The organism is Arthrobacter sp. ov407 (assembly GCF_900102895.1).
Lineage (GTDB): Bacteria > Actinomycetota > Actinomycetes > Actinomycetales > Micrococcaceae > Arthrobacter.
Genome location: NZ_FNGD01000005.1, coordinates 61,546 through 79,500, shown reverse-complemented (window position 1 = coordinate 79,500; position 17,955 = coordinate 61,546). Strand labels below are relative to the sequence as shown.

Genomic DNA, 17,955 nt, shown 5'->3' with positions numbered 1-17,955 from the left:
GGGGCTGCACATACTGCCGGGCGAGGGGGTGCGTCCGCCGAGCCGGGAGGAAAAATGTCGGCACCCGCAGGGCAGCAGGGCGGCATCGTCGCGGTCGGTTACGGCGGGTCCAAGGCCGCCCAACTCGCCGTTCACTGGGCCGCCGGCTACGCGGCCGCCGCAGGGCTGAACCTCCGGGTGGTCCACGCCTGGGTGTGGCCGGTCTTCACCAAGAATCTGGGCCCCGTCAAAGGCGTGGCCGGCAGCGGGCTGCGGCACTCCGCGGATGCCATCCTCGCCGAGGGCGTCGAACTGGCCCGCGCCGCCGCTCTCGAAGCGGCGGGGGCCGCGGCGTCCGGCGTCCAGCGTGCCGTTCCCGATGCTGCCGTTCCCGAAAATGCGCCGGAACACGCGGGCCCCACCGTCGACGGCCTCATGGAGGCCGGGCTCCCGGCAGCGGTGCTGCGCGATGCCGCCCGGGACGCTCGGCTGTTGGTGGTCGGCAGCCGGGGCCTTGGCGCCGTACTGGACCAGATGGCCGGCTCGGTCTGCATTGACCTGGCCGGCTCGGCACCCTGCCCTGTGATGGTGATCCGGCGCCCGCGCCGCCCGCGTCACCCCGTCGTGGTGGGAGTTGATGCCTCGCCCCGCAGCCCAGCCACCGTGGCCGAGGCCATCGGACTGGCCGAAGTCCTCGGCGCCCCGCTGCAGCTCGTCCACGTGAATCCGCTCCGGGCCGGGGCACGTGAGGAGCACGGCCGCCATACCAGGCTCCACGGACAGGAGCTGCTGGATCACGCCGTCGCCGAGACCCGCGGGCTGGCATCCGGGCTGGAGGTTTCCGGGGCCCTGCGCGAGGGCCATGCCGGCCGGGAGCTGCTCGACGCCGCGGACGACGCCGACGTCCTGGTGCTCGGGACCCACAACCCCTCGGCTGGGCCCGGCAACACGGTCTCGGCCGTGCTGCACAAGGCGCGCTGCAACGTGCTGGTCACCCGCTAGCCGCGAACGTAACTGATTCGGACCTGCGGATGCTGTAGAGAAGGAGGCCGCGGTGCGAGCCTGGCAGGTTGGACTTCCGGGGCCCATGTCCAGCGGGCCCCTCGTGGCCGCCGACTGCCCGAATCCTATGCCGGGACGCGGGGAGGTCCTGCTGAAAGTGCGGGTCTGCGGTGTGTGCCGCACGGACTTGCACCTGGCCGAGGGCGACCTCACGCCGCAGCATCCCGGGATCATCCCGGGCCACGAGGTGGTGGGTGAGGTGATCGGGCAAGGCCCGGGGGCGGCCAGGTTCGGCCTCGGCGAACGGGTGGGGGTGCCCTGGCTGGGCGGCACCTGCGGCACCTGCCGGTTCTGCGTGCGCGGGCAGGAAAACCTTTGCCTGTCCCCCACTTTCACCGGCTGGGACCGCGACGGCGGGTACGCCGAGCTCATCACGGTGGCGGAGAACTTCGCCTACCGGATCCCAGACACGTTCAGCGATGAGGAGGCCGCGCCGTTCCTGTGTGCAGGCATCATCGGCTACCGTGCCCTGAGCCGGGCGGAGCTGCCGATCGGCGGCCGGCTGGGCATCTATGGCTTCGGCGGCTCCGCGCATCTGGCCGCCCAGATCGCCCTCTATCGGGGTGCCCGCGTGTACGTCATGACCCGGTCCGCGGAGGCGCGCAGGCTGGCCCTGAGCCTGGGCGCGACGTTCGCAGGCGGGGCCGAGGAGCAGCCGCCGGATCCCCTGGATGCCGCGATCCTCTTTGCCCCCGCAGGCGGGCTGGTGCCGTTGGCACTCCGCGCCCTGGACCGCGGCGGGACGCTCGCCGTCGCGGGCATCCACCTGAGCGACATCCCGCCCCTGCACTACACCGACGAGCTCTTCCAGGAGCGCCAGCTGCGCAGCGTCACGGCCAACACCAGGGCCGACGGCGAGGAGTTCTTCCGGATCGCCGCCGAGATCCCGCTCCATCCCACCACCGTGGCCTATCCATTCTCGGCCGCAGACCAGGCCCTGCGGGACCTGGCAGCGGGCCGGATCACGGGAGCGGCCGTGCTGCACATGGAGCCGGCCTAAGGCCCGGGAGTCCGCAGCCTCGCAGCCGGGCGGCCGCCGCCGTCGAAATCGCCGGAAAGGTGCGGGTTCGCCGGGACGTTACGGCGATGTGGCCGGTATCCGGCGAGTTCGCGGCTGCTTGAGCTAGTCGCCGGCGGCGCTGATCCCGAACTCGCTCTTCAGCCGCACGCGGGCGCCGCGCTCAACCAGCGTGGGTATGTATGTCCTGATCCGGCCCTCGTTCAGGGCGTCGAATTCTTCGCCGACAATCCCAGCGATGTGCATCCGCGGAATATGCGGAAACCGGGCGGCCAGGCGGTCGACAACCTGATCAATGCTGGGTTCCTTCGCATCGTCCGTCACTCCTTCAGTGTGGAGCGGCCCGGTCCCGGCGTCAATGAATCCTCAGCCTCTGGCGGCGGCAGCAAATGGCCCAGGCTCTGCAAGTACGTGCCAAAGCCGCGCGGTACCCGGGCGTGCGTCCGGCCGGAAGTCATGACCCGGGTGCTGTCCGTCGCCGTGACCGTAAAGGCGCGGCTGCGGAGGCTGTGCACCAGGGTCCGGTCCTCCTCGGAGGTGATCCGCGCGAACCCGCCGGCTGTCAGATAGGCCGAAGCCCGGACCCCGAAATTCGCGCCGTAGATGTGGGGATGGTCCTCGTGGAAGGGGTGACGTTCGCGCCAGCGCCGGAGCAATTCAGGGTCCATCCCGGCGGGGTCCGGTTCCACGGATCCAAGCACAGCGTCGGCCCCGGCTTCGGCGAACTCAAGCTGGCGCACCAGCCAGTTCTCCGGCACCCGGGAATCGGCGTCGGTGTTGGCCAACCAGGTCAGGCGGGCCCCGGGTGGCGGCGTCCAACGCTGGCCAGGCGGCCGCCACGGGGGCACGTCGATGCCCGAGGCCCGGACGCCCGCGGCCCGGCTGGCGCCGGCGCTGCGGTAGCTGACCTCCAGTGTGCTGATACGCGGATCCGTGGCAGCATAGCCGGCCGTGATGGCGGCGGAGCCGTCCGTGCAGCTATCCAACACCACCGTCACGCGGGTGTCGACGTCGGGCCGGATCCTGTGCAGGGCGTCCGCGGACCGCTGAACGGCCTGCAGCGCCTGCTCAAGGTGGTCTTCTTCGTCGTGCGCGGGTATGACGACGGCGACCCGTTCGATGCGGTGCCCGCACGGCAACGGCAACGCCAACATCCGGGTCACCCCATCCGTTCGGGGGCGCCGCGATCCGGTGCGGCGCCCGGTGTGGCGTCCGGTGCGGCGCCAGGTGCGGCGTCCACTGCGGCGTCCGGTGCAAGGAACACCTCGAGGACAAAGTCGGGCTCCTGGTAGATCCCGCCGCCGGTCCAGCCCAGGTGCCGCCGGGCCGCGGCGTGGACCGAGTCGCCGTCGAGTTCCCAGCCGGAAACGGGGTGCCGCCAGTGGCACAGCGCGAGGGTGCCGCCAGGCATGAGCGAGCCCTCAATCCGGTCGAACAGTCCGGCGAGCTCTGCCGGCGAGAGGTAGTAACCCACCTCTGAGACCACAATCAGATCGAACGATCCGTCCGGCCACTCGTTCGGGACTGTCAGGTGGCGCGTAGTTGCCGTTGGCAGGTGGGCGAGCCGTCTGGCGGCCCGGTCCAGGGCGGTGCCGCTGGCGTCAACGGCGAGGAAGCTCTCGCACCGCGGGGCGAGCTCGGCGCTCAGGGTCCCGATCGAGCAGCCGATCTCCAGCCCGGCCGTGTAGCTGCTGCCGGGCAGCGCGGCGAGCGTGAGGGAACGCTTGCGCTGCTCGTACCAGCTCGAGGTGTATCGCCAGGGATCCTCGTCCCGGGCGTGGACCGCATCGAAGAGGCGCTCCGCGTCGCCCGCGGCAAAGGCGCGCGGCCCGCCGTCGGCCGGGGCTGCGGCTGGGGCTTCGGCCGGGTGCCAGGCAAACGTCTCCCAGGTCCGCTCAAAGTGCGCCAGGAAGGCCGGAGGCAGGAGCACCTCGTCGCCCGGCAGCCCGGAGAGCGGCTGGACCTGTGACGTATGAGCCGCCATGGCGGCCGCCTTGGCCTGCAGCTCTGCCGGGCTCAGCGGCAGCCGGAACCAGCCGCGCCATGCCCCGCCGGCCGGGTCATGGCGTCCGGCCGGGTCATCCTGGCCATCCGGTCCATCCGGTGCCGCCCAGAACCAGTACCAGATGGGGTACTCGAGCAGAGCGTGGCCCGCCTCGCCGCTGAGCTCGGCGGCAACGGATCCGAGGACGTCGTGGTCGGTGTGTCCGTCGGAGCGGTAGGGCGCCACGAGAACTACCTTGTCGGCGGCGTGCCCGCACCCGGCCGACGCCTCGCGGACCGCGGCCCGGATCTGCTCCTTGTGCCCGGCAAGTTGCCCGTCGGGCAGGCCCAGACACTGCCACGTCCCGTCCCCGGTCCTTTCCCCGGTTCCTTCCCCAAACAAGTGTTCCAGGGCGTCGCCGAACTCCTGCAACCGGACCGCGGCGAGCTGTTCCGGCGTCGTCGTTGGCGAGCCGGGGTGCGATCCTTCCCCCGCCGTGCACAGCAGCACGCGGACCGTGGCGCCGACGGCGTGCAGCCGGGCCAGCAGCCCGCCGGCCCCGAGCGTTTCGTCGTCCGGGTGCGCGGCCAGGACAATGAAGGCCCGGCCGGCGAGCGCCGCGTCATCCAGCGGCAGTTCCGGCAGCCCGGCGGCACGGCTGCCGGCCCACGCGGCCTCGCTAGTCCCGGCGTCGTTGTGGGTGAAATTCACCATGGGTGGCTTCCTGCCAGCGTCAGGGTGCCCAGCTGCGCGTCGTCACGCATGGCGTGGTGTTGGCGGATGTACAGGGCCAGATCGGCCATCCGTTTGCCGTAGCGCTCATCGAAGGCGAGCGGGGCCGGCCCCAGATTTTGGCTCACGAGCGTCTGGATGCGTTCGACGGCGGCGGCCACGCTACCCCGCACGCGCAGGGCTTCTGTCCACGCACCGCGGTCCGAGAGCTCCCCGGCGTCGATCCTTGCGGCCGTTCCGGCCAGGTAGGCGGTCAGGGCGGCAAGCGTTCGGTCAATCTCGCCGAGATGGGCCAGGGCAATCTGGTCCGGCTCCCGTCCACCGTCGGCGGCTTGCCGCAGGGAGGCGGTGAAGCTGCGCGCCACCGCCACGGCACCGCCCAGCCAGCAGGCGGCCACACCCATGCCGCCCCAGGCGAAGCCCGGGCGCTGGTAGTACCAGCCAGCGCCGCCGAGGGGCACGGCGGGGACGGCCTCGAAGTGGACGGTGCCGCTTGGAATCTCGCGCAGACCCCGGCTGGTCCACTCCGGATTCGCGAAGCTCACGCCGTGCGCGTGGAGGTCGACGGCGAAGGCCGCCCGGCCGCCGTTCCCCAGGTGGGCCGTCAGCACGGCATGGTCCAGTTGCGCGGCGAGCGAGCACCAGGGCTTGGACCCCTCGAGGATCCATCCGCCGGCAGATTCCCTGGCCTCAAGCCGCAGGCCGGGCGCCTCGGCGGCGAACACCCCCCACGTCCCCTCGAAGTCGGCGCCGTCGGGATCGGGGAAGTCCCCGCCGTCCTGTGCCGCCTTGTCTCCGGCCTGGGCGAGGATCGCCACGGCGTCCAGTTGCGGTTCCAGCACCCGTCCGGCAGCGACGTCGACGGCGGTAACGGAGGCCAGAATCTCCCACAGGAACGCGGTCCGGCCGTCCCCGGGCTTTGGCGCCGTCGCCGCTGCCGTCTTGGCCAGGTCCAGCAGCGCCGGGACATCACCGACTGCGGCGTGCGCCTCGCATAGCAGGGGGCGGATCGAGTCCAGGGCGGCGGCCCCGGAGCTGATTCGGACAGGTAGGGGGTAGTGGGAGGTGGGGATCCCGTTCATTTCGACTGCCTGTGTTCCTTCGGGCTGGGCGGATTCGGGCTGTGCGGAAGGCGTGTGGGCTGGCTCGGTGGCTGGAGTCCTGCGCGTCCGCGGCCGCGCCGCCATCGCTGGCGCCGTCGACAAGCAATCTAAGCATACTTAGCACTTGATGCTGGCCGGCCGCACCCATCCACGGGATGCCACTGGCGCTCGTACGTCTAGCGGACGATCGCCAGGGCGAAGCCGTCCCAGCCTTTCGAACCCACGGTCTGCATGACGGTGCCGTCCAACCGCGGGTCATCGCCCAGCATCTGGAGCATGCTGATGATTCCGGGGGCGTTCACCGGGTCCATCGACGCGTCCAGCACCGCGCCTTCCCATACGACGTTGTCCACCACGATGGTGGTGCCGGGCCGGCCAAGCCGGATGGCCCAGTCCAGATAATGGGGGTTGTTTTCCTTGTCGGCATCGATGAACACGAAATCGAAGGGCGGCCCAGCCTCGCTTTCCAGCTCCGGCAGGGTGTCCAGCGCTGCGCCGACCCGGATGTCCACCTTGTGGCCCACGCCGGCGCCATCAACGTTCACGCGCGCAATGCGGGCGTGCAGGGGGAGGTACTCGCAAGTGACCAGCCGGCCGTCGTCGGGCAGTCCCTGGGCCATCCAGATGGTGCTGAAACCTGCCAGCGTGCCGATCTCCAGGACGCGGCGGGCACCGGAGAGCTGGACCAGCAATTTCAGGAGCTTGCCGGCGTTGGGGGCCACTTCGATAGGGGGCATGCCTGCCTCAAGGGCGCTGGCCACGGCGCGCTTGAGCGAACTGTCCGGGCGGACCACTGCGTCAGAGAGGAAGTTCTCGACGGCGACCCAGCCGGGGGTGGACTGATGCTCGATCATGTCCCCAGTGTTCCAGCCGCCCGCGCCTGGCGGTACCCTCCGGGCGCTGTTTCCGTCCGGTTTCGGCGTGCGGTCCGGCCTTAGATTCCCGGCCGGGTTGGAGTTTGCGGTCCCGCACCGCCGGCGCCGTGCCCGCCGATGGCGTTTTCGAGCCGCTCCACTTTGCCGGTCAACTCGCCGCTGTAGCCCGGCCGGATGTCCGCCTTGAGGACCAGCGAGACCCGGGAACCGTAGGCGCCCACCGCATCCGTGGCCCGTTTGACCACGTCCATGACCTCGTCCCACTCCCCCTCGATTTCGGTGAACATGGAACTGGTCCGGTTGGGCAGGCCCGACTCCCGGACGATCCGCACTGCGGCCGCAACGGCGTCGTGGACCGACGCGTCGCCGGGCGCCTGTCCGTTGGCGGGGTCACCGGCGGGTGCTACGGAGAATGCGACCAGCATGTGGTGGTTCCCTTCACTCAGTCCGGACAGCGGGGCAAAATTCGGGCCGTCCGGCACTAGTCTTTCACGGGATGCCGCCACGGCAGCGTCCGGGCGCACCTGGCGAAATCGTCACATAGATCACTACTCGCCGGTAACAGGGTTCGTGCACCCCTCGCGTTGCTAACCTAAGCAAATGAACCGGGCAGTAGACCGCAGGCCGCTCCGCGCAGATGCCGCGCGCAATGTGGACAAAATCATCGCCGCGGCCCGGCAGTGCTTCCGTGAGCACGGCCCCGAGGTGCCGCTGCAGACCATTGCCGTCACCGCCGGGGTGGGCCCCGCCACCCTCTTCCGGAACTTCGCCGACAAGGAAGAATTGGTGCTCGCGGCCCTGAACCGGCAACTCCGGCTGCAGGTGGATCCGGCCATAGATGAGGCCTTGGCCGATCCGGACGCCGCCGCCGGACTCTTCCGGGTCATCGATGCCACGATGCGTGTTGCCAGCGAAGAGGCCAACCTTCTCGGGGCTGTCGCCCACCGGCGTGGGCTGCTGGCCGGCATCACGGGCGGCCTGATAGAGTCCATCGCCGTGCTGCTGGGGCGGGGCCAGGGCCAGGGCACCCTGCGCAGCGATATTTCCATGACGGACATGTTCCGCCTGCTGGCCATGCTGATCGGCGTCGTGGACACCATGGAGGCGGGCTCCGACGCGTGGCGGCGGCCGGCGGCGCTGATTGAGGACGCCATCCGGACGGAGCGGCCGGACCGGGCGTTGCCACCGCAAGCCCCGCTGCAGGGCACCGCGTTCGACGCCATTCTCGGCTAGACGCCGTTCCGGCCGGCGCTAGTCCTCGGTCGACTTTTCTTTGGCTTCGAGAAGGTGGTGCTGCAGCTTCTCTTCGGCTTCCCGGCGACGGCGGGACATTTCGCGCATTTCCCGGGTGGACTCAGCCCCTCCAGAGACAAGCGGCTCGTGCTGCCTGGAGCGCTGCTCCTTGCGTGGCTCAGCGGCCTCCGGCTCAGCCGCCTCCTGCTCCGCGGCCTCCTGCTCGGCGGCGTCCTGCTCAGCGGCCGGCTGTTCCGCAGCCGGCCGCTCGCCGTCCTGTTCGCTCATGTTCGAATGCTCCCATGCGATCCGCGCGTCAAATAGGGACTAAAGACCGTTCCCGCCACGGCCACAGTCAGTTCGCGGAGCAGCGCCGGCCCGCGTACCACGGGCGGTTCAATCCCAGCCCAGCAGCCGCAGCCCGGCGGCCGTGGCCGCGCCGGTGATCACCACAACCAGGAACGGCGCCCGGAACCACAAGGCGATGCCCGCCGCCGCCAATGCGCCCAGCCGCGCGTCCAGGATGAGCGACTGGCCGGAGGCGACGGCATTGACCACCGTCAGGGAGGCCAGCAGCCCGATCGTCATGGTCCCGGCAATCCTGGACATCCGCGGGTTACGGAGCAGGCTGGCTGGCACCAGGTAGCCGAGCAGCTTCCAGGCATAGGCGAGGAGGCAGGAGAGCAGCAGCCACATCCAAAGGTTCATGCGTCGTCTCCAGTGCGGTCGCCGCGGTGGTCGCCGGCAGGGTCGTGGTGATGGTGCACGTGGTTCTCTGCGTAAGGATCGACGTCCGGTTCCAGGCCCTCGTCGCTGCGGCCGTGGCTGAACCAGCCGATTCCGGCGGCGACCACGGCGGCGACCAGGATCGGCACTCCTGGGGGCACGAACGGCACGGCCAGCACAGTGGCAAGCGCACAGACAACCGCGATCGCCACAGGTTCCCTGCCTTTCAGGCGCGGCCAGAGCAGGCCCAGGAAGGCCGCCACGGCGGCGCCGTCGAGACCCCACTGTTTGGGATCCCCGAGCGCCCCGCCGGCCATCGCGCCGAGGGCCGTGAACAGGTTCCAGAGGACGAAGACACCGATTCCCGCGGTCCAGAAGCCGCGCTTCTGTTCGTCCGGGTCCGTCTGGCCCGTGCTGGTGGCGGTTGACTCGTCGATGGTCAGCTGGGCAGCGGCAAATTTGCGCCATCCGCGCGGCTGCAACAGAGCGTTGATCTGCATGCCGTAGATGCCGTTGCGCATCCCCAGCAGCGTCGCGGCGCCCATCGCGGCGACGCCGGACCCGCCGCCGGCCACCACGCCGATGAAGGCGAACTGCGAGCCGCCGCTGAACAGCAGCAGGCTCAGGGCCATGGTCTGCCAAAAATCCAGGCCCGAGGTGACGGACAGCGCGCCGAAGGAGACGCCGTATAGACCGGTGGCGATGCTGATCGACAAACCGATCCGCACTGCCGGTGACTGCAGGATTTTCACGGGCGCCGGTTCCGCCGCGTCAGAGTCCAGGCCCAAGCGATGAGGGGCGCCTGCAGTGGGAGCCGCAAGGTATGCACGCGACGCCCGCGCGGCGTGCCCTTCGGCCCGTAGGCCTTGCGCAGGGCGTCTACGTGGCCGTAAAGAAACGCGGTGAACAGTGCCGTGACGCAACCGGCGGCGACCCTCCGGGTGGCCGGGATCAGGAGCCCGACGGCGGCGGCGCCTTCCAGCAGCCCGCTGGCTGCCACCCATTCCTCACGGGACAGGACGGCCAGGGGGCCGTTCCGCTGCTCGCCGGAGTCGTCCCGGCAGAGGATGTCGGGAACCACCGGGTGGAAAAATTCGGGCTCGCGGAAGTGCTTGGCGGCGCTGGTGAGCAGCAGCGCGCTCATCGCTGCCGCGGACAGTGTCTGGAGGTCCCGGCCGGACCAGCGGAATGGCATGCAACCACTCAACCACAGCGGCCACGCCGTCCGTAATCCGCCGGGGAGACCCGGGAAGCGCAAAGGGATTCCGACTGGATCCGCCCGCGATTAGCGGAGCGGCGGGGCCGTTAGCGGAGGGGCCGGCTGTCCGCCATCACCTGGGACAGGACCTGGGCCGGCCAGTTTGTGGTGATCTCGTGGATCCCGAGTTCCCGGCACCGTTCGACGTCGTCCTCGGCGTCGACCGTCCACACCCGGAACCGGAGCCCGGAAGCTAGCCAGCGCTGAACGGTCGGGGCGTGCGCCCGGACGTAGCCGATACCGGGGCCGGCGATGCCCGCCTCAGCCCCATCCAGGATCCGTTCGCCCTCAGCCTGGGCTGCCCTCATTACATTGGCCAGGGCCCCGCCGGTCAGGGCACCGAGGCCCAGTTCCTCCCGGATGTCCGCCACCTTTACGTCGTCCACGAGTTGGCAGACGGCCCCTGCCGGCGCGGACTCGAGGAGGTGCTTTACGGAGTCGGGGCTAAAGCTCATGAAGGAAACGATGATGTTGTCCAGCATCGACGTGCGCGGATTCCAGCCCTCGCGCCTCAGGACTTCGAGGGTCCTGTCTTCGAGTCCGAGCTGGTACGGGCTCGGGTGTTTGAACTCAATCGCCAGTCCGATCCCGCGGCCCGCCCCGCGCAGGATGTCGAGCAGTTCCGGCAGGGTCAGGAGCTGCTCGGACTTGGCGCCGTAGGCATCCGGAATCCGGGCTCCCTTCCAGGAGGAGAAGTCCAGCGGCCGGAGCTCTTCCAGGGTCCGGTCGGCCACCTGGCCGGTGCCGTCCGAGGTGCGGTCCAAGGTGGCATCGTGCAGGAGCACCACGTGCTGGTCCCGGGTCAGATGGACATCGCATTCCACGCCGTCGGCGCCGTCGGCGATTGCCTGCAGGTACGCTGCCCGGGTGTGCTCGGCGAAGGCTCCGCTGGAGCCACGGTGGGCATAGACCAGAGGACGGGCGGCGGCGGACTCGTCAGTCGTCATGGTGCCACGTTAGCGGACGGCCTGTTTCCTTGGCGGGACTAGGCTGGGCTCATGCAGGTGAATACTGAGCCAACTACCCTGACCAGTGCCGCGGGACGTTCAGGCGGCGTCCGGCCGGACGGTCCCCCCGGACAGCGTTCCGCTGCGTCCAGCGACGCCGAGAAGGCCGCCGCGCTGCGCCGGATGAAGCTCCTGGCCCTCGCGCTCCTGATCGTGATGGCCGTGATCTTCGTCGTCGCGTTCGCCCTGCAGAAGCAGTATCCGGGGCTCGAATACGTCCGGGCCGCGGCCGAGGGCGGCATGGTGGGTGCCCTCGCGGACTGGTTCGCCGTCACGGCTCTGTTCAAATACCCCATGGGAATCAAGATCCCGCACACCGCGATCATCCCGCGCCGCAAGGACCAGATCGGCGCCTCGCTGGGCGAATTCGTGGAAACCAATTTCCTCTCCGAACAGGTGGTCCAGGAAAAGCTGGCATCCGCCGACATTGCGCGCAAGGCCGGCGCCTGGCTTTCCAGCCCCGGCGGGCCGGACCGAGTCGCCAAGGAGGGTGCCGCCGTCATCCGCGGCGCGTTTAAGGTCCTCAACGACGACGATGTCAAGGCCGTGATCGAGTCCATGGTCCGCAAGCACCTGCTCACCCCGCCGTGGGGGCCGCCCGTGGGCCGGCTCGCCGAGCGGATCTTCGACGACGGGCACCACCACGCCCTGGTGGACTTGCTCGTGGACCGCACCGTGGACTGGGTGCGGGACAACCAGGAGACGGTCAACAGATTGGTCACCGACCGTTCCCCGACGTGGGTGCCGACGTTCGTGGACGGGCTCGTGGGCGACAAGGTGTACGTGGAGATCCTCAAGTTCACCCGCGCCGTACAGTCCGATCCGCAACACCAGGTCCGCCTGTCCATCGACAAGTACCTCAAGGAACTGGCGCAGGATCTGCAGCACGATCCGGTAATGATCGCCCGTGCCGAGGGCATCAAGGCGCAAGTGCTCGGCGACCCCGAGGTCCGCGAGCTCGCCTCCCGCAGCTGGGACACCATCAAGTCCGCCCTGCTCACCGCCGTCGATGACCCGCACAGCGAATTGACCGTCAAATTCAAGGCGGCCGTGCATGACTTCGGCACCCGGTTGGTGGTCGATCCCGAGCTCGCCGGCAAGGTGAACGCTTGGATCGGCGACGCGGCGGGCTACCTCGTGAAGACCTACCGCTCGGACATCGCGGGGGTCATCACGGACACCGTGGCCCGCTGGGATGCCGAGGAAACGTCCCAGAAGATCGAGCTGCAGGTGGGCAGGGACCTGCAGTTCATCCGGATCAACGGCACGGTGGTGGGCGCCTTGGCCGGGCTGGCCATCTTCACGGTGGCGACCCTGCTTTTCGGCTAGCCAGCCCCGGTCCGCGGCTCCAGTCGGGGCCGCCCGTCATCAGGACCGCCGGGTCAGCGTCGCCAGGCCGCCCCGCCGCGGGGTCAGGGCACAGCGTTCAGGCGAAACTCTCCAGCTCCACGCCGGCGGCCTCAAGGCCGGCCCGCACGGCGGCGGCAACGCTGACGGAGCCGGGTGTGTCCCCGCGCAGGCAGAGCGAGTCTGCCCTCACCACGATCATCGAGCCGTCCACCGCCTCGACCTCGCCCTTCGTGGCGAGCCTGACAGCCCGCTCGGCGACCTGTCCGGCGTCGAGCAGCACGGCGCCTTCCTCCGTACGCGGCACGAGGGTGCCGTCCGGGAAGTAGGCGCGGTCGGCGAAGGCTTCGGCGAAGACGGGGTGCCCGGCGTCCCGGGCGATTTCCAGCAAGGCTGAGCCGGGGAAGCCGAGGACGGGCAGCCCGGGGTCGTAGGCCTGGATGGCGGCAATCACTGCGGAGGCCTGCTCGGTGTCGCGCACGGTACGGTCATAGAGCGCCCCGTGCAGCTTGACGTAGTCCACCGAGGCGCCGACGGCATGGGCAACGCCGTCGAGCGCTCCGAGCTGGTACAGCACCGCGCCGAACAGGTCATCAAAGGTCATGTCCAGCGAGCGCAGGCCGAAGCCGGCCAGATCCGGGTAGCCAAGGTGGGCGCCGACGTTGACGTCGAGCTCGTAGGCCGCCCGGCAGGTGTCCAGCATGGTCACAGGGTCGCCGGCGTGCATCCCGCAGGCCACGCTGGCGCTCGTGAGGAGCGGAAACATCGCGGCATCCTCACCCATGGTCCAGGTCCCGAAGGACTCCCCTAGGTCAGCGTTCAGATCCAAAACGTGCCGCCGTCCTTCGTTGTCTTCGGGGCGCCTGTTGTCTTCGGGGCGCCGCCATCCGGTGGGGTGTCCAGGGCGGACTCCGGCGCAGCATCGTAGAGCGCGGCAACCCCGGTGGTTTTTGCCAGGGCCTGCAGTTCTCCCGGGATCGTGTCCGGGATGGGACCGAACGCTTCCCTGGCATTGGCGATGACGGCGCGGGCCATCAGCCGGTTGCCGACGCCACCAACGACGGCGCCGATGCCGAAGGGCAGGGCACGGCCCAACCAGGCAGTGCCCTGCTGTTTCATCAGGGTCTTGAGGAACATCGTCTGGATCTTGGCCCGCACTGTGCCGAAGCCGGCGAGGGGGACGCGGCGGGTGAAGGCCGCGGTCCAGGCCCGGGCGGGCCCCCTGCCCCGGCCGACCGCCTGTCCGCTCAACGAGCTCAGCAGCTCGGTGCCTTCCTCGCCCAGCATGATCGCCATCACCAGGGTGCTGGCCCGGTCCGGGTCCACCAGCCGCACGCCGTGCAGTTCAGCCAGCGCCGTGGAAAACAGGGCGGTGGCTTCGAGGAACCCGACCGCCGCGGCGGCCGAAAGTCCGAGTGCGGCCGCAGTTCCGACGCCCGGAATCACGGCCGCCCCGCCGACCAGCGCGCCGCCGCCGGTGACCGCCAGCAGGTAGTCGCGCTCCATGATGGCGGCGAGCTGCGCCGCCGTGGCCTGCGGGTGCCTGCGCTGGAGCCTGCGGATATTGGCCAGCACCAGCGGGCGCTGGATTTCGACCGCCCGCAGGAGCACCTTGTGGAGACCGGGCCGGGGGTTGCCGGCGGCGTCGAACATCGCACTGTGGGCTGATTGCTGGGCAATCTTCATTGCCGGGTTGCTGCGCTTGGCCATGATCGCCTCTCGTCGGAACCAGAAAACTAAGTTCACTTAACATTAGGGCACGGCCCGGCAGGCCGGGTTCAGGCTGGACCTAGGGTGGTTCCAGCCCGGCCGGGTGGCCGGCTAATAGACTGGGCCCATGCCCGCCCTGCGAGCCCTCCGCCCCTTCGCGCACCGGGAGTACCGCGTGCTGATCACGGCGCTGGCCATCTCCATCTTCGGTTCCGGGATGTGGGCCGTCGCGATGGTCTACGAGGTGATCTACCTGGGCGGCGGTCCGCTGGAGCTCTCGCTCGTGGCTGCGGCGGGCAGCGTCGGGCTCGTGGCGTTTCTGCTGGCCGGCGGCATCGCCGCGGACCGCGTTCCCCAGCGGCTGCTGATCATCGCGGTTGAGGGCGCCAACCTCGCCGTCATCGCCAGCATCAGCGGGCTGGCCATGGCGGGCTGGCTGCAGCTCTGGCATCTGGCGCTGGGGGCCTTCGTGCTCGGCGTCGGGGCTGCATTCTTCTTCCCCGCCTATTCCGCCATCCTGCCGCGGATCCTGCCACCCGAGGACCTGCTGGCGGCCAACGGCCTGGAGGGGACCCTGCGGCCGATTCTGCAGCAGGCCGCCGGGCCGGCCGTTGCGGGCGTCCTGGTGGCGGCCATGTCCCCCTCGTACGCCGTCGCCGGTGTGGCGGTCTGCCACCTGCTGGCTTTCTGCATCCTGAATTTCCTCCACCGCCAGCCCGCGGCCAGGGCACCGGGCGCGGCCAGCGGCGAGGGCGCGGTATCCGGCCAGCCGCGGGCCAAGACGTCCCTGCGCCACGACCTCCGCGAGGGCGTCGGCTACACCGTCCGCACGCCCTGGCTGCTGTGGACCCTGCTCTGGGCCTGCATTTCAGTGCTGTTCCTGATCGGCCCCATCGAGGTCCTCATGCCGTTCGTGGTCCGGGACCAGCTCGGTGGGGACGCGCGCATGTTCGGCTTCCTGCTCGCCATCATGGGCGTCGGCGGCGCCGCAGCCTCGCTGGCCACCGCCTCTTTCCCCCTCCCGCCCCGCTACCTCACCGTGATGATGGTGTCCTGGGGGGCGGGCAGCCTGCCAATCGCCGCCGTCGGATTCATGGACAGTTTCTGGGCGGTGGCAGCAGCCCTGTTCGTCTTCGGCGCGACCGGCGGCGTGGGCATGGTGATCTGGGGAACCTTGCTCCAGCGCCGGGTTCCGCCGCATCTGCTGGGCCGTGTCTCGAGCCTGGATTTCTTCGTGTCGCTGGCCCTCATGCCGGTCTCCATGGCACTGGCCGGACCGGCCGCCGAGGTGTTGCCGCTGTGGCTGATCTTCCTCGTCGCGGGGACCGTGTGTCCGGTGATGGCCGTCGTCGCGATGGCGGTGGCGCGGATGCCGGCCGATGAGCTGGCCCATCCGCTCGCCGGCGGAGCCGAGGAGTCCGATGAACAATCCGGCGGCGCAGGACAACCCGGCGGCGCGGAAGAGCCGGCCGAGGACGGCCTGGCGGGCAGAGGGCGGATCGACGCCGCCGATCCGCCCTGAACTGCCCCCGCGGCGACCGCCGCAAACAGCACGCCCGCACCGTCCGGGTAATAGGCGCCTCAGACCGCGGCGCGCACCACCGGGATCGACGCCGTCGGCAGGCCGCTGGCGAAGATGGTCGGCTCCGGGGCCGTGACGGACGCCAGCGGGACCCGGACCGGGTCGCCGTCGACGGTGTGCAGTTCCCCGCGCACGTCAATCTCCAGCGGCCCGCCTTCACGCACGGTCAGGCTGATCGAATCCTGTTCCAGCCCGATGTGCAGGAGCCTGCCCTGGATCTTCAGGTGGAACTCGAGGCCGTCCCAGTCGGCAGGCAGCCGCGGATCGAAGTACGGCACCGCGCCCTGGTCCCGGAGCCCGGCGAAGCCGCTGACCAGTGAGCTCCACACCCCGCCGGTGGAGGCGATGTGGACGCCGTCGATCGTGTTGCCGTGGGTGTCATCAAGGTCGATGAACAGGGCGTGGGTGAAGTGCTCCAGCGCAGCCCTGCCGTAGCCGACCTCGGCCGCCATGATGCCCTGGACGCAGGCGGACAGCGTGGAGTCGCCCGTGGTGATGGGGTCGTAGAAGTCGAACGCCCGGCGCTTTTCCTCGGCGGTGAAGTCCTGCCACTGCAGGAACATGGCCAGCACGGTGTCGGCCTGCTTCAGGACCTGGTGCCGGTAGATCACCAGCGGGTGGAAGTGCAGCAGGAGCGGGTACTTGGACCGGGGCGTGGTCCAGTCCCACGGTTCCAGGGTCATGAAGTCGTTGTCCTGGGAGTGGACCTGGAGGTCTTCGTCGTACGGCACCTGCATGCGGTTGGCGGCCTGCTCCCAGAACTGGCGTTCGGCGTCGTCGATCTCCGGGTGGTCCAGCGCCGCCGCGGCGCGCAGGTTGAAGCGAGCCATGACGTTTGTGTACAGGTTGTCGTTTACGACGGCGGTGTACTCGTCGGGGCCGGTGACGCCGTGGATGTGGAAGAGCCCGTCCTTGCCGAAGAAGCCGAGCGAGGCCCACATCCGGGCGGTCTCGATCAGCAGCTCGGAGCCCAGGGTGTCCTGGAAGTCGGTGTCACCGCTGGCCCAGATGTACCGGTTGGTCGCGAAGGCGATCGCGGCGGCGATGTGGAACTGCGCGGTGCCGGCCGCGTAGTAGGCGCTGGCCTCGAGTCCGTTGATGGTGCGCCAGGGGAAGAGGGCACCGTCCACGCTGAGCTCCTTGGCGCGGATCTTCGCCTCAGGCAACAGGTCGTGGCGGAATTCCAGGACCTGTCGGGCGTTGCCCGGGTTCGTGTAGGTCAGGTAGGGCAGCAGGTACACTTCCTGGTCCCAGAAGTAGTGGCCGTCATAGCCGGAGCCGGACACGCCCTTGGCCGGGATGCCGGCCACATCGGCGCACGCAGTGGCCTGCGCGAGCTGGAAGAGGTTCCAGCGGATGCCCTGCTGAAGCTCGGTCTGGCCCGCCACCACGATGTCGCTCGTGCTCCAGTAGGCGCGGTAGTGGTCCTCGCTCTGGGTGAAGATCTCGCTGACCGGCTTGAGGCTGCCTTCGGCGCTGTCCGCAAGGTCCTCGGCGGCCTGGCCCACGGCGTAGCTGACGCTCTTCTCCAGCACGAACGGTACGTCCGCGCTGACGGCCAGCACGTAGCGGACGCTGCTGTCATCCTGGTCCACCAGGGTGTCGAACGGCTGCACCCCAGCCGAGGTCCAGTGGTCCACGGCCATCCCGAGCCGCTGCTTGGATTCCGAGGCTTCCCAGGACAGGCGCAGGGAGCCGTCCCCGCCGTCGAGCCGCAGGGGCAGCAGCACGCGTCCGGCGTGGCGGCCGGCGCGGCGCGGGTCGTGGGCGGAGTGGTCCTCCACCGGCTGGTCCTGGCGGTTGATAACAGAGGACGTGACGTCCGCGGAGATATCCCGGTCCGCCGCCACTTCGAGGCTGATGCCGAGCGCCCCGCGCGATTCGTAGCCGACAGCGCGGCGTTCGGTGGTGGTCACGGTCGCGCCGGAGCGGCACTGCCAGGTGATCCGGCACTCGTAGATACCCGTGGCGAAATCCACCGAGCGGCGGTAGTCCAGCACCGTGGACTCGTCCAGGCTCAACGGCTCGCCGTCGATGATGACGGTGAAGTTGTTGGCGTCCGGGACGTAGAGGATCCGCTGCCCGGTGCGGGCGAAGCCGTAGGCGTTTTCCGCGTGCTTGATGTCCCAGGTCTCGTGGAAGCCGTTGATGAAGCTGCCGGGAAGTTCGGCGTCAGCGGCGCCCCAGTGCGCACCGCGGATGCCCAGGTGCCCGTTGCCGAGGCTGAACAGGGTCTCCAAGGTGCCGGCATTGCCGGGGAGGTGGACAGTCTCGACCAGCTGCCAGGGATCGTTAGGGAACCGGGCGCGGTCCGAGGTGATGAGAGCCATGGTTTAGGG

The 17,955-nt window shown here is 69.8% G+C and carries 19 protein-coding genes; 5 read left to right on the top strand and 14 right to left on the bottom strand.

Annotation, left to right across the window (positions count from 1 at the left end):
- Positions 1-54: 54 nt before the first annotated feature.
- The gene (locus BLS42_RS07820) at positions 55-981 is read left to right on the top strand and encodes a universal stress protein (RefSeq protein WP_090579028.1); all 927 of its coding nucleotides are present in this window, start codon (positions 55-57) and stop codon (positions 979-981) included.
- A 52-nt stretch (positions 982-1,033) separates the two neighbouring features.
- Complete coding sequence (locus tag BLS42_RS07815; protein ID WP_090579026.1) at positions 1,034-2,041, top strand: zinc-dependent alcohol dehydrogenase family protein; 1,008 nt, start codon at positions 1,034-1,036, stop codon at positions 2,039-2,041.
- 123 nt (positions 2,042-2,164) lie between these two features.
- Here the strand turns inward: BLS42_RS07815 and BLS42_RS07810 are convergent, their stop codons facing one another.
- From BLS42_RS07810 to BLS42_RS07785, 6 genes are all read right to left on the bottom strand, one after another.
- Positions 2,165-2,383, bottom strand: a complete 219-nt coding sequence (locus tag BLS42_RS07810; protein WP_090579023.1) for a three-helix bundle dimerization domain-containing protein — start codon at positions 2,381-2,383, stop codon at positions 2,165-2,167.
- Positions 2,380-3,213, bottom strand: coding sequence for a glycosyltransferase family 2 protein (locus BLS42_RS07805; RefSeq protein ID WP_090579627.1), 834 nt, complete (start codon positions 3,211-3,213; stop codon positions 2,380-2,382). The genes BLS42_RS07810 and BLS42_RS07805 overlap by 4 nt, the downstream gene beginning before the upstream one ends.
- Positions 3,214-3,218: 5 nt before the next feature.
- On the bottom strand, positions 3,219-4,757 hold the full coding sequence (locus BLS42_RS07800; protein ID WP_090579020.1) for a bifunctional PIG-L family deacetylase/class I SAM-dependent methyltransferase: 1,539 nt from the start codon (positions 4,755-4,757) through the stop codon (positions 3,219-3,221).
- Positions 4,751-5,857, bottom strand: a complete 1,107-nt coding sequence (locus tag BLS42_RS07795; RefSeq protein WP_090579018.1) for an acyl-CoA dehydrogenase family protein — start codon at positions 5,855-5,857, stop codon at positions 4,751-4,753. The genes BLS42_RS07800 and BLS42_RS07795 overlap by 7 nt, the downstream gene beginning before the upstream one ends.
- A gap of 197 nt (positions 5,858-6,054) precedes the next feature.
- Positions 6,055-6,732 carry an O-methyltransferase gene (locus BLS42_RS07790; protein WP_090579015.1) on the bottom strand — a complete coding sequence of 226 codons (678 nt, stop codon included), beginning with the start codon at positions 6,730-6,732 and terminating at the stop codon, positions 6,055-6,057.
- Between the two features lie 80 nt (positions 6,733-6,812).
- Positions 6,813-7,178 carry a thiamine-binding protein gene (locus BLS42_RS07785; RefSeq protein ID WP_090579624.1) on the bottom strand — a complete coding sequence of 122 codons (366 nt, stop codon included), beginning with the start codon at positions 7,176-7,178 and terminating at the stop codon, positions 6,813-6,815.
- A gap of 175 nt (positions 7,179-7,353) precedes the next feature.
- On the opposite strand from BLS42_RS07785, the gene BLS42_RS07780 reads away from it, so the two are divergent.
- Positions 7,354-7,986: a TetR/AcrR family transcriptional regulator gene (locus BLS42_RS07780; RefSeq protein ID WP_090579012.1), complete on the top strand. Its 633-nt coding sequence runs from the start codon at positions 7,354-7,356 to the stop codon at positions 7,984-7,986.
- 18 nt (positions 7,987-8,004) lie between these two features.
- On the opposite strand, the gene BLS42_RS07775 is transcribed toward BLS42_RS07780, so the two are convergent.
- From BLS42_RS07775 to BLS42_RS07755, 5 genes are all read right to left on the bottom strand, one after another.
- Entirely contained in the window at positions 8,005-8,274 is a 270-nt protein-coding gene (locus BLS42_RS07775; protein WP_090579009.1) for a hypothetical protein, read from the bottom strand.
- A gap of 108 nt (positions 8,275-8,382) precedes the next feature.
- Positions 8,383-8,694: an AzlD domain-containing protein gene (locus BLS42_RS07770; RefSeq protein WP_090579006.1), complete on the bottom strand. Its 312-nt coding sequence runs from the start codon at positions 8,692-8,694 to the stop codon at positions 8,383-8,385.
- Entirely contained in the window at positions 8,691-9,464 is a 774-nt protein-coding gene (locus BLS42_RS07765; protein ID WP_176803269.1) for an AzlC family ABC transporter permease, read from the bottom strand. The genes BLS42_RS07770 and BLS42_RS07765 overlap by 4 nt, the downstream gene beginning before the upstream one ends.
- Positions 9,461-9,907 (bottom strand): DoxX family protein, encoded by a 447-nt coding sequence (locus tag BLS42_RS07760; RefSeq protein WP_090579000.1) that lies wholly within the window; start codon positions 9,905-9,907, stop codon positions 9,461-9,463. Before BLS42_RS07760 ends, BLS42_RS07765 begins: the two co-directional genes overlap by 4 nt.
- A 110-nt stretch (positions 9,908-10,017) precedes the next feature.
- The gene (locus BLS42_RS07755; RefSeq protein ID WP_090578995.1) at positions 10,018-10,917 is read right to left on the bottom strand and encodes a glycerophosphodiester phosphodiesterase; all 900 of its coding nucleotides are present in this window, start codon (positions 10,915-10,917) and stop codon (positions 10,018-10,020) included.
- Positions 10,918-10,968: 51 nt separating this feature from the next.
- Here BLS42_RS07755 and BLS42_RS07750 point away from each other — a divergent pair, with 51 nt between their 5' ends.
- Positions 10,969-12,306, top strand: coding sequence for a DUF445 domain-containing protein (locus tag BLS42_RS07750; RefSeq protein ID WP_090578992.1), 1,338 nt, complete (start codon positions 10,969-10,971; stop codon positions 12,304-12,306).
- A 97-nt stretch (positions 12,307-12,403) separates the two neighbouring features.
- Here the strand turns inward: BLS42_RS07750 and BLS42_RS07745 are convergent, their stop codons facing one another.
- Positions 12,404-13,153, bottom strand: coding sequence for a LamB/YcsF family protein (locus BLS42_RS07745; protein ID WP_090578989.1), 750 nt, complete (start codon positions 13,151-13,153; stop codon positions 12,404-12,406).
- On the bottom strand, positions 13,144-14,034 hold the full coding sequence (locus BLS42_RS07740; RefSeq protein ID WP_090578986.1) for a hypothetical protein: 891 nt from the start codon (positions 14,032-14,034) through the stop codon (positions 13,144-13,146). The genes BLS42_RS07745 and BLS42_RS07740 overlap by 10 nt, the downstream gene beginning before the upstream one ends.
- Before the next feature lie 127 nt (positions 14,035-14,161).
- On the opposite strand from BLS42_RS07740, the gene BLS42_RS07735 reads away from it, so the two are divergent.
- Positions 14,162-15,556: an MFS transporter gene (locus BLS42_RS07735; protein ID WP_256336329.1), complete on the top strand. Its 1,395-nt coding sequence runs from the start codon at positions 14,162-14,164 to the stop codon at positions 15,554-15,556.
- A 59-nt stretch (positions 15,557-15,615) separates the two neighbouring features.
- On the opposite strand, the gene BLS42_RS07730 is transcribed toward BLS42_RS07735, so the two are convergent.
- Positions 15,616-17,946: a glycoside hydrolase family 65 protein gene (locus BLS42_RS07730; RefSeq protein WP_090578983.1), complete on the bottom strand. Its 2,331-nt coding sequence runs from the start codon at positions 17,944-17,946 to the stop codon at positions 15,616-15,618.
- Between the last annotated feature and the right edge of the window lie 9 nt (positions 17,947-17,955).

Bases quoted from the DNA above. Each gene is read 5' to 3' on its own strand.
- BLS42_RS07820 (WP_090579028.1), top strand. From the start codon at position 55: ATGTCGGCACCCGCAGGGCAGCAGGGCGGCATCGTCGCGGTCGGTTAC.
- BLS42_RS07805 (WP_090579627.1), bottom strand. From the start codon at position 3,213: ATGTTGGCGTTGCCGTTGCCGTGCGGGCACCGCATCGAACGGGTCGCC.
- BLS42_RS07800 (WP_090579020.1), bottom strand. From the start codon at position 4,757: ATGGTGAATTTCACCCACAACGACGCCGGGACTAGCGAGGCCGCGTGG.
- BLS42_RS07795 (WP_090579018.1), bottom strand. From the start codon at position 5,857: ATGAACGGGATCCCCACCTCCCACTACCCCCTACCTGTCCGAATCAGC.
- BLS42_RS07790 (WP_090579015.1), bottom strand. From the start codon at position 6,732: ATGATCGAGCATCAGTCCACCCCCGGCTGGGTCGCCGTCGAGAACTTC.
- BLS42_RS07785 (WP_090579624.1), bottom strand. From the start codon at position 7,178: ATGCTGGTCGCATTCTCCGTAGCACCCGCCGGTGACCCCGCCAACGGA.
- BLS42_RS07780 (WP_090579012.1), top strand. From the start codon at position 7,354: ATGAACCGGGCAGTAGACCGCAGGCCGCTCCGCGCAGATGCCGCGCGC.
- BLS42_RS07775 (WP_090579009.1), bottom strand. From the start codon at position 8,274: ATGAGCGAACAGGACGGCGAGCGGCCGGCTGCGGAACAGCCGGCCGCT.
- BLS42_RS07770 (WP_090579006.1), bottom strand. From the start codon at position 8,694: ATGAACCTTTGGATGTGGCTGCTGCTCTCCTGCCTCCTCGCCTATGCC.
- BLS42_RS07760 (WP_090579000.1), bottom strand. From the start codon at position 9,907: ATGCCATTCCGCTGGTCCGGCCGGGACCTCCAGACACTGTCCGCGGCA.
- BLS42_RS07755 (WP_090578995.1), bottom strand. From the start codon at position 10,917: ATGACGACTGACGAGTCCGCCGCCGCCCGTCCTCTGGTCTATGCCCAC.
- BLS42_RS07750 (WP_090578992.1), top strand. From the start codon at position 10,969: ATGCAGGTGAATACTGAGCCAACTACCCTGACCAGTGCCGCGGGACGT.
- BLS42_RS07740 (WP_090578986.1), bottom strand. From the start codon at position 14,034: ATGGCCAAGCGCAGCAACCCGGCAATGAAGATTGCCCAGCAATCAGCC.
- BLS42_RS07735 (WP_256336329.1), top strand. From the start codon at position 14,162: ATGCCCGCCCTGCGAGCCCTCCGCCCCTTCGCGCACCGGGAGTACCGC.
- BLS42_RS07730 (WP_090578983.1), bottom strand. From the start codon at position 17,946: ATGGCTCTCATCACCTCGGACCGCGCCCGGTTCCCTAACGATCCCTGG.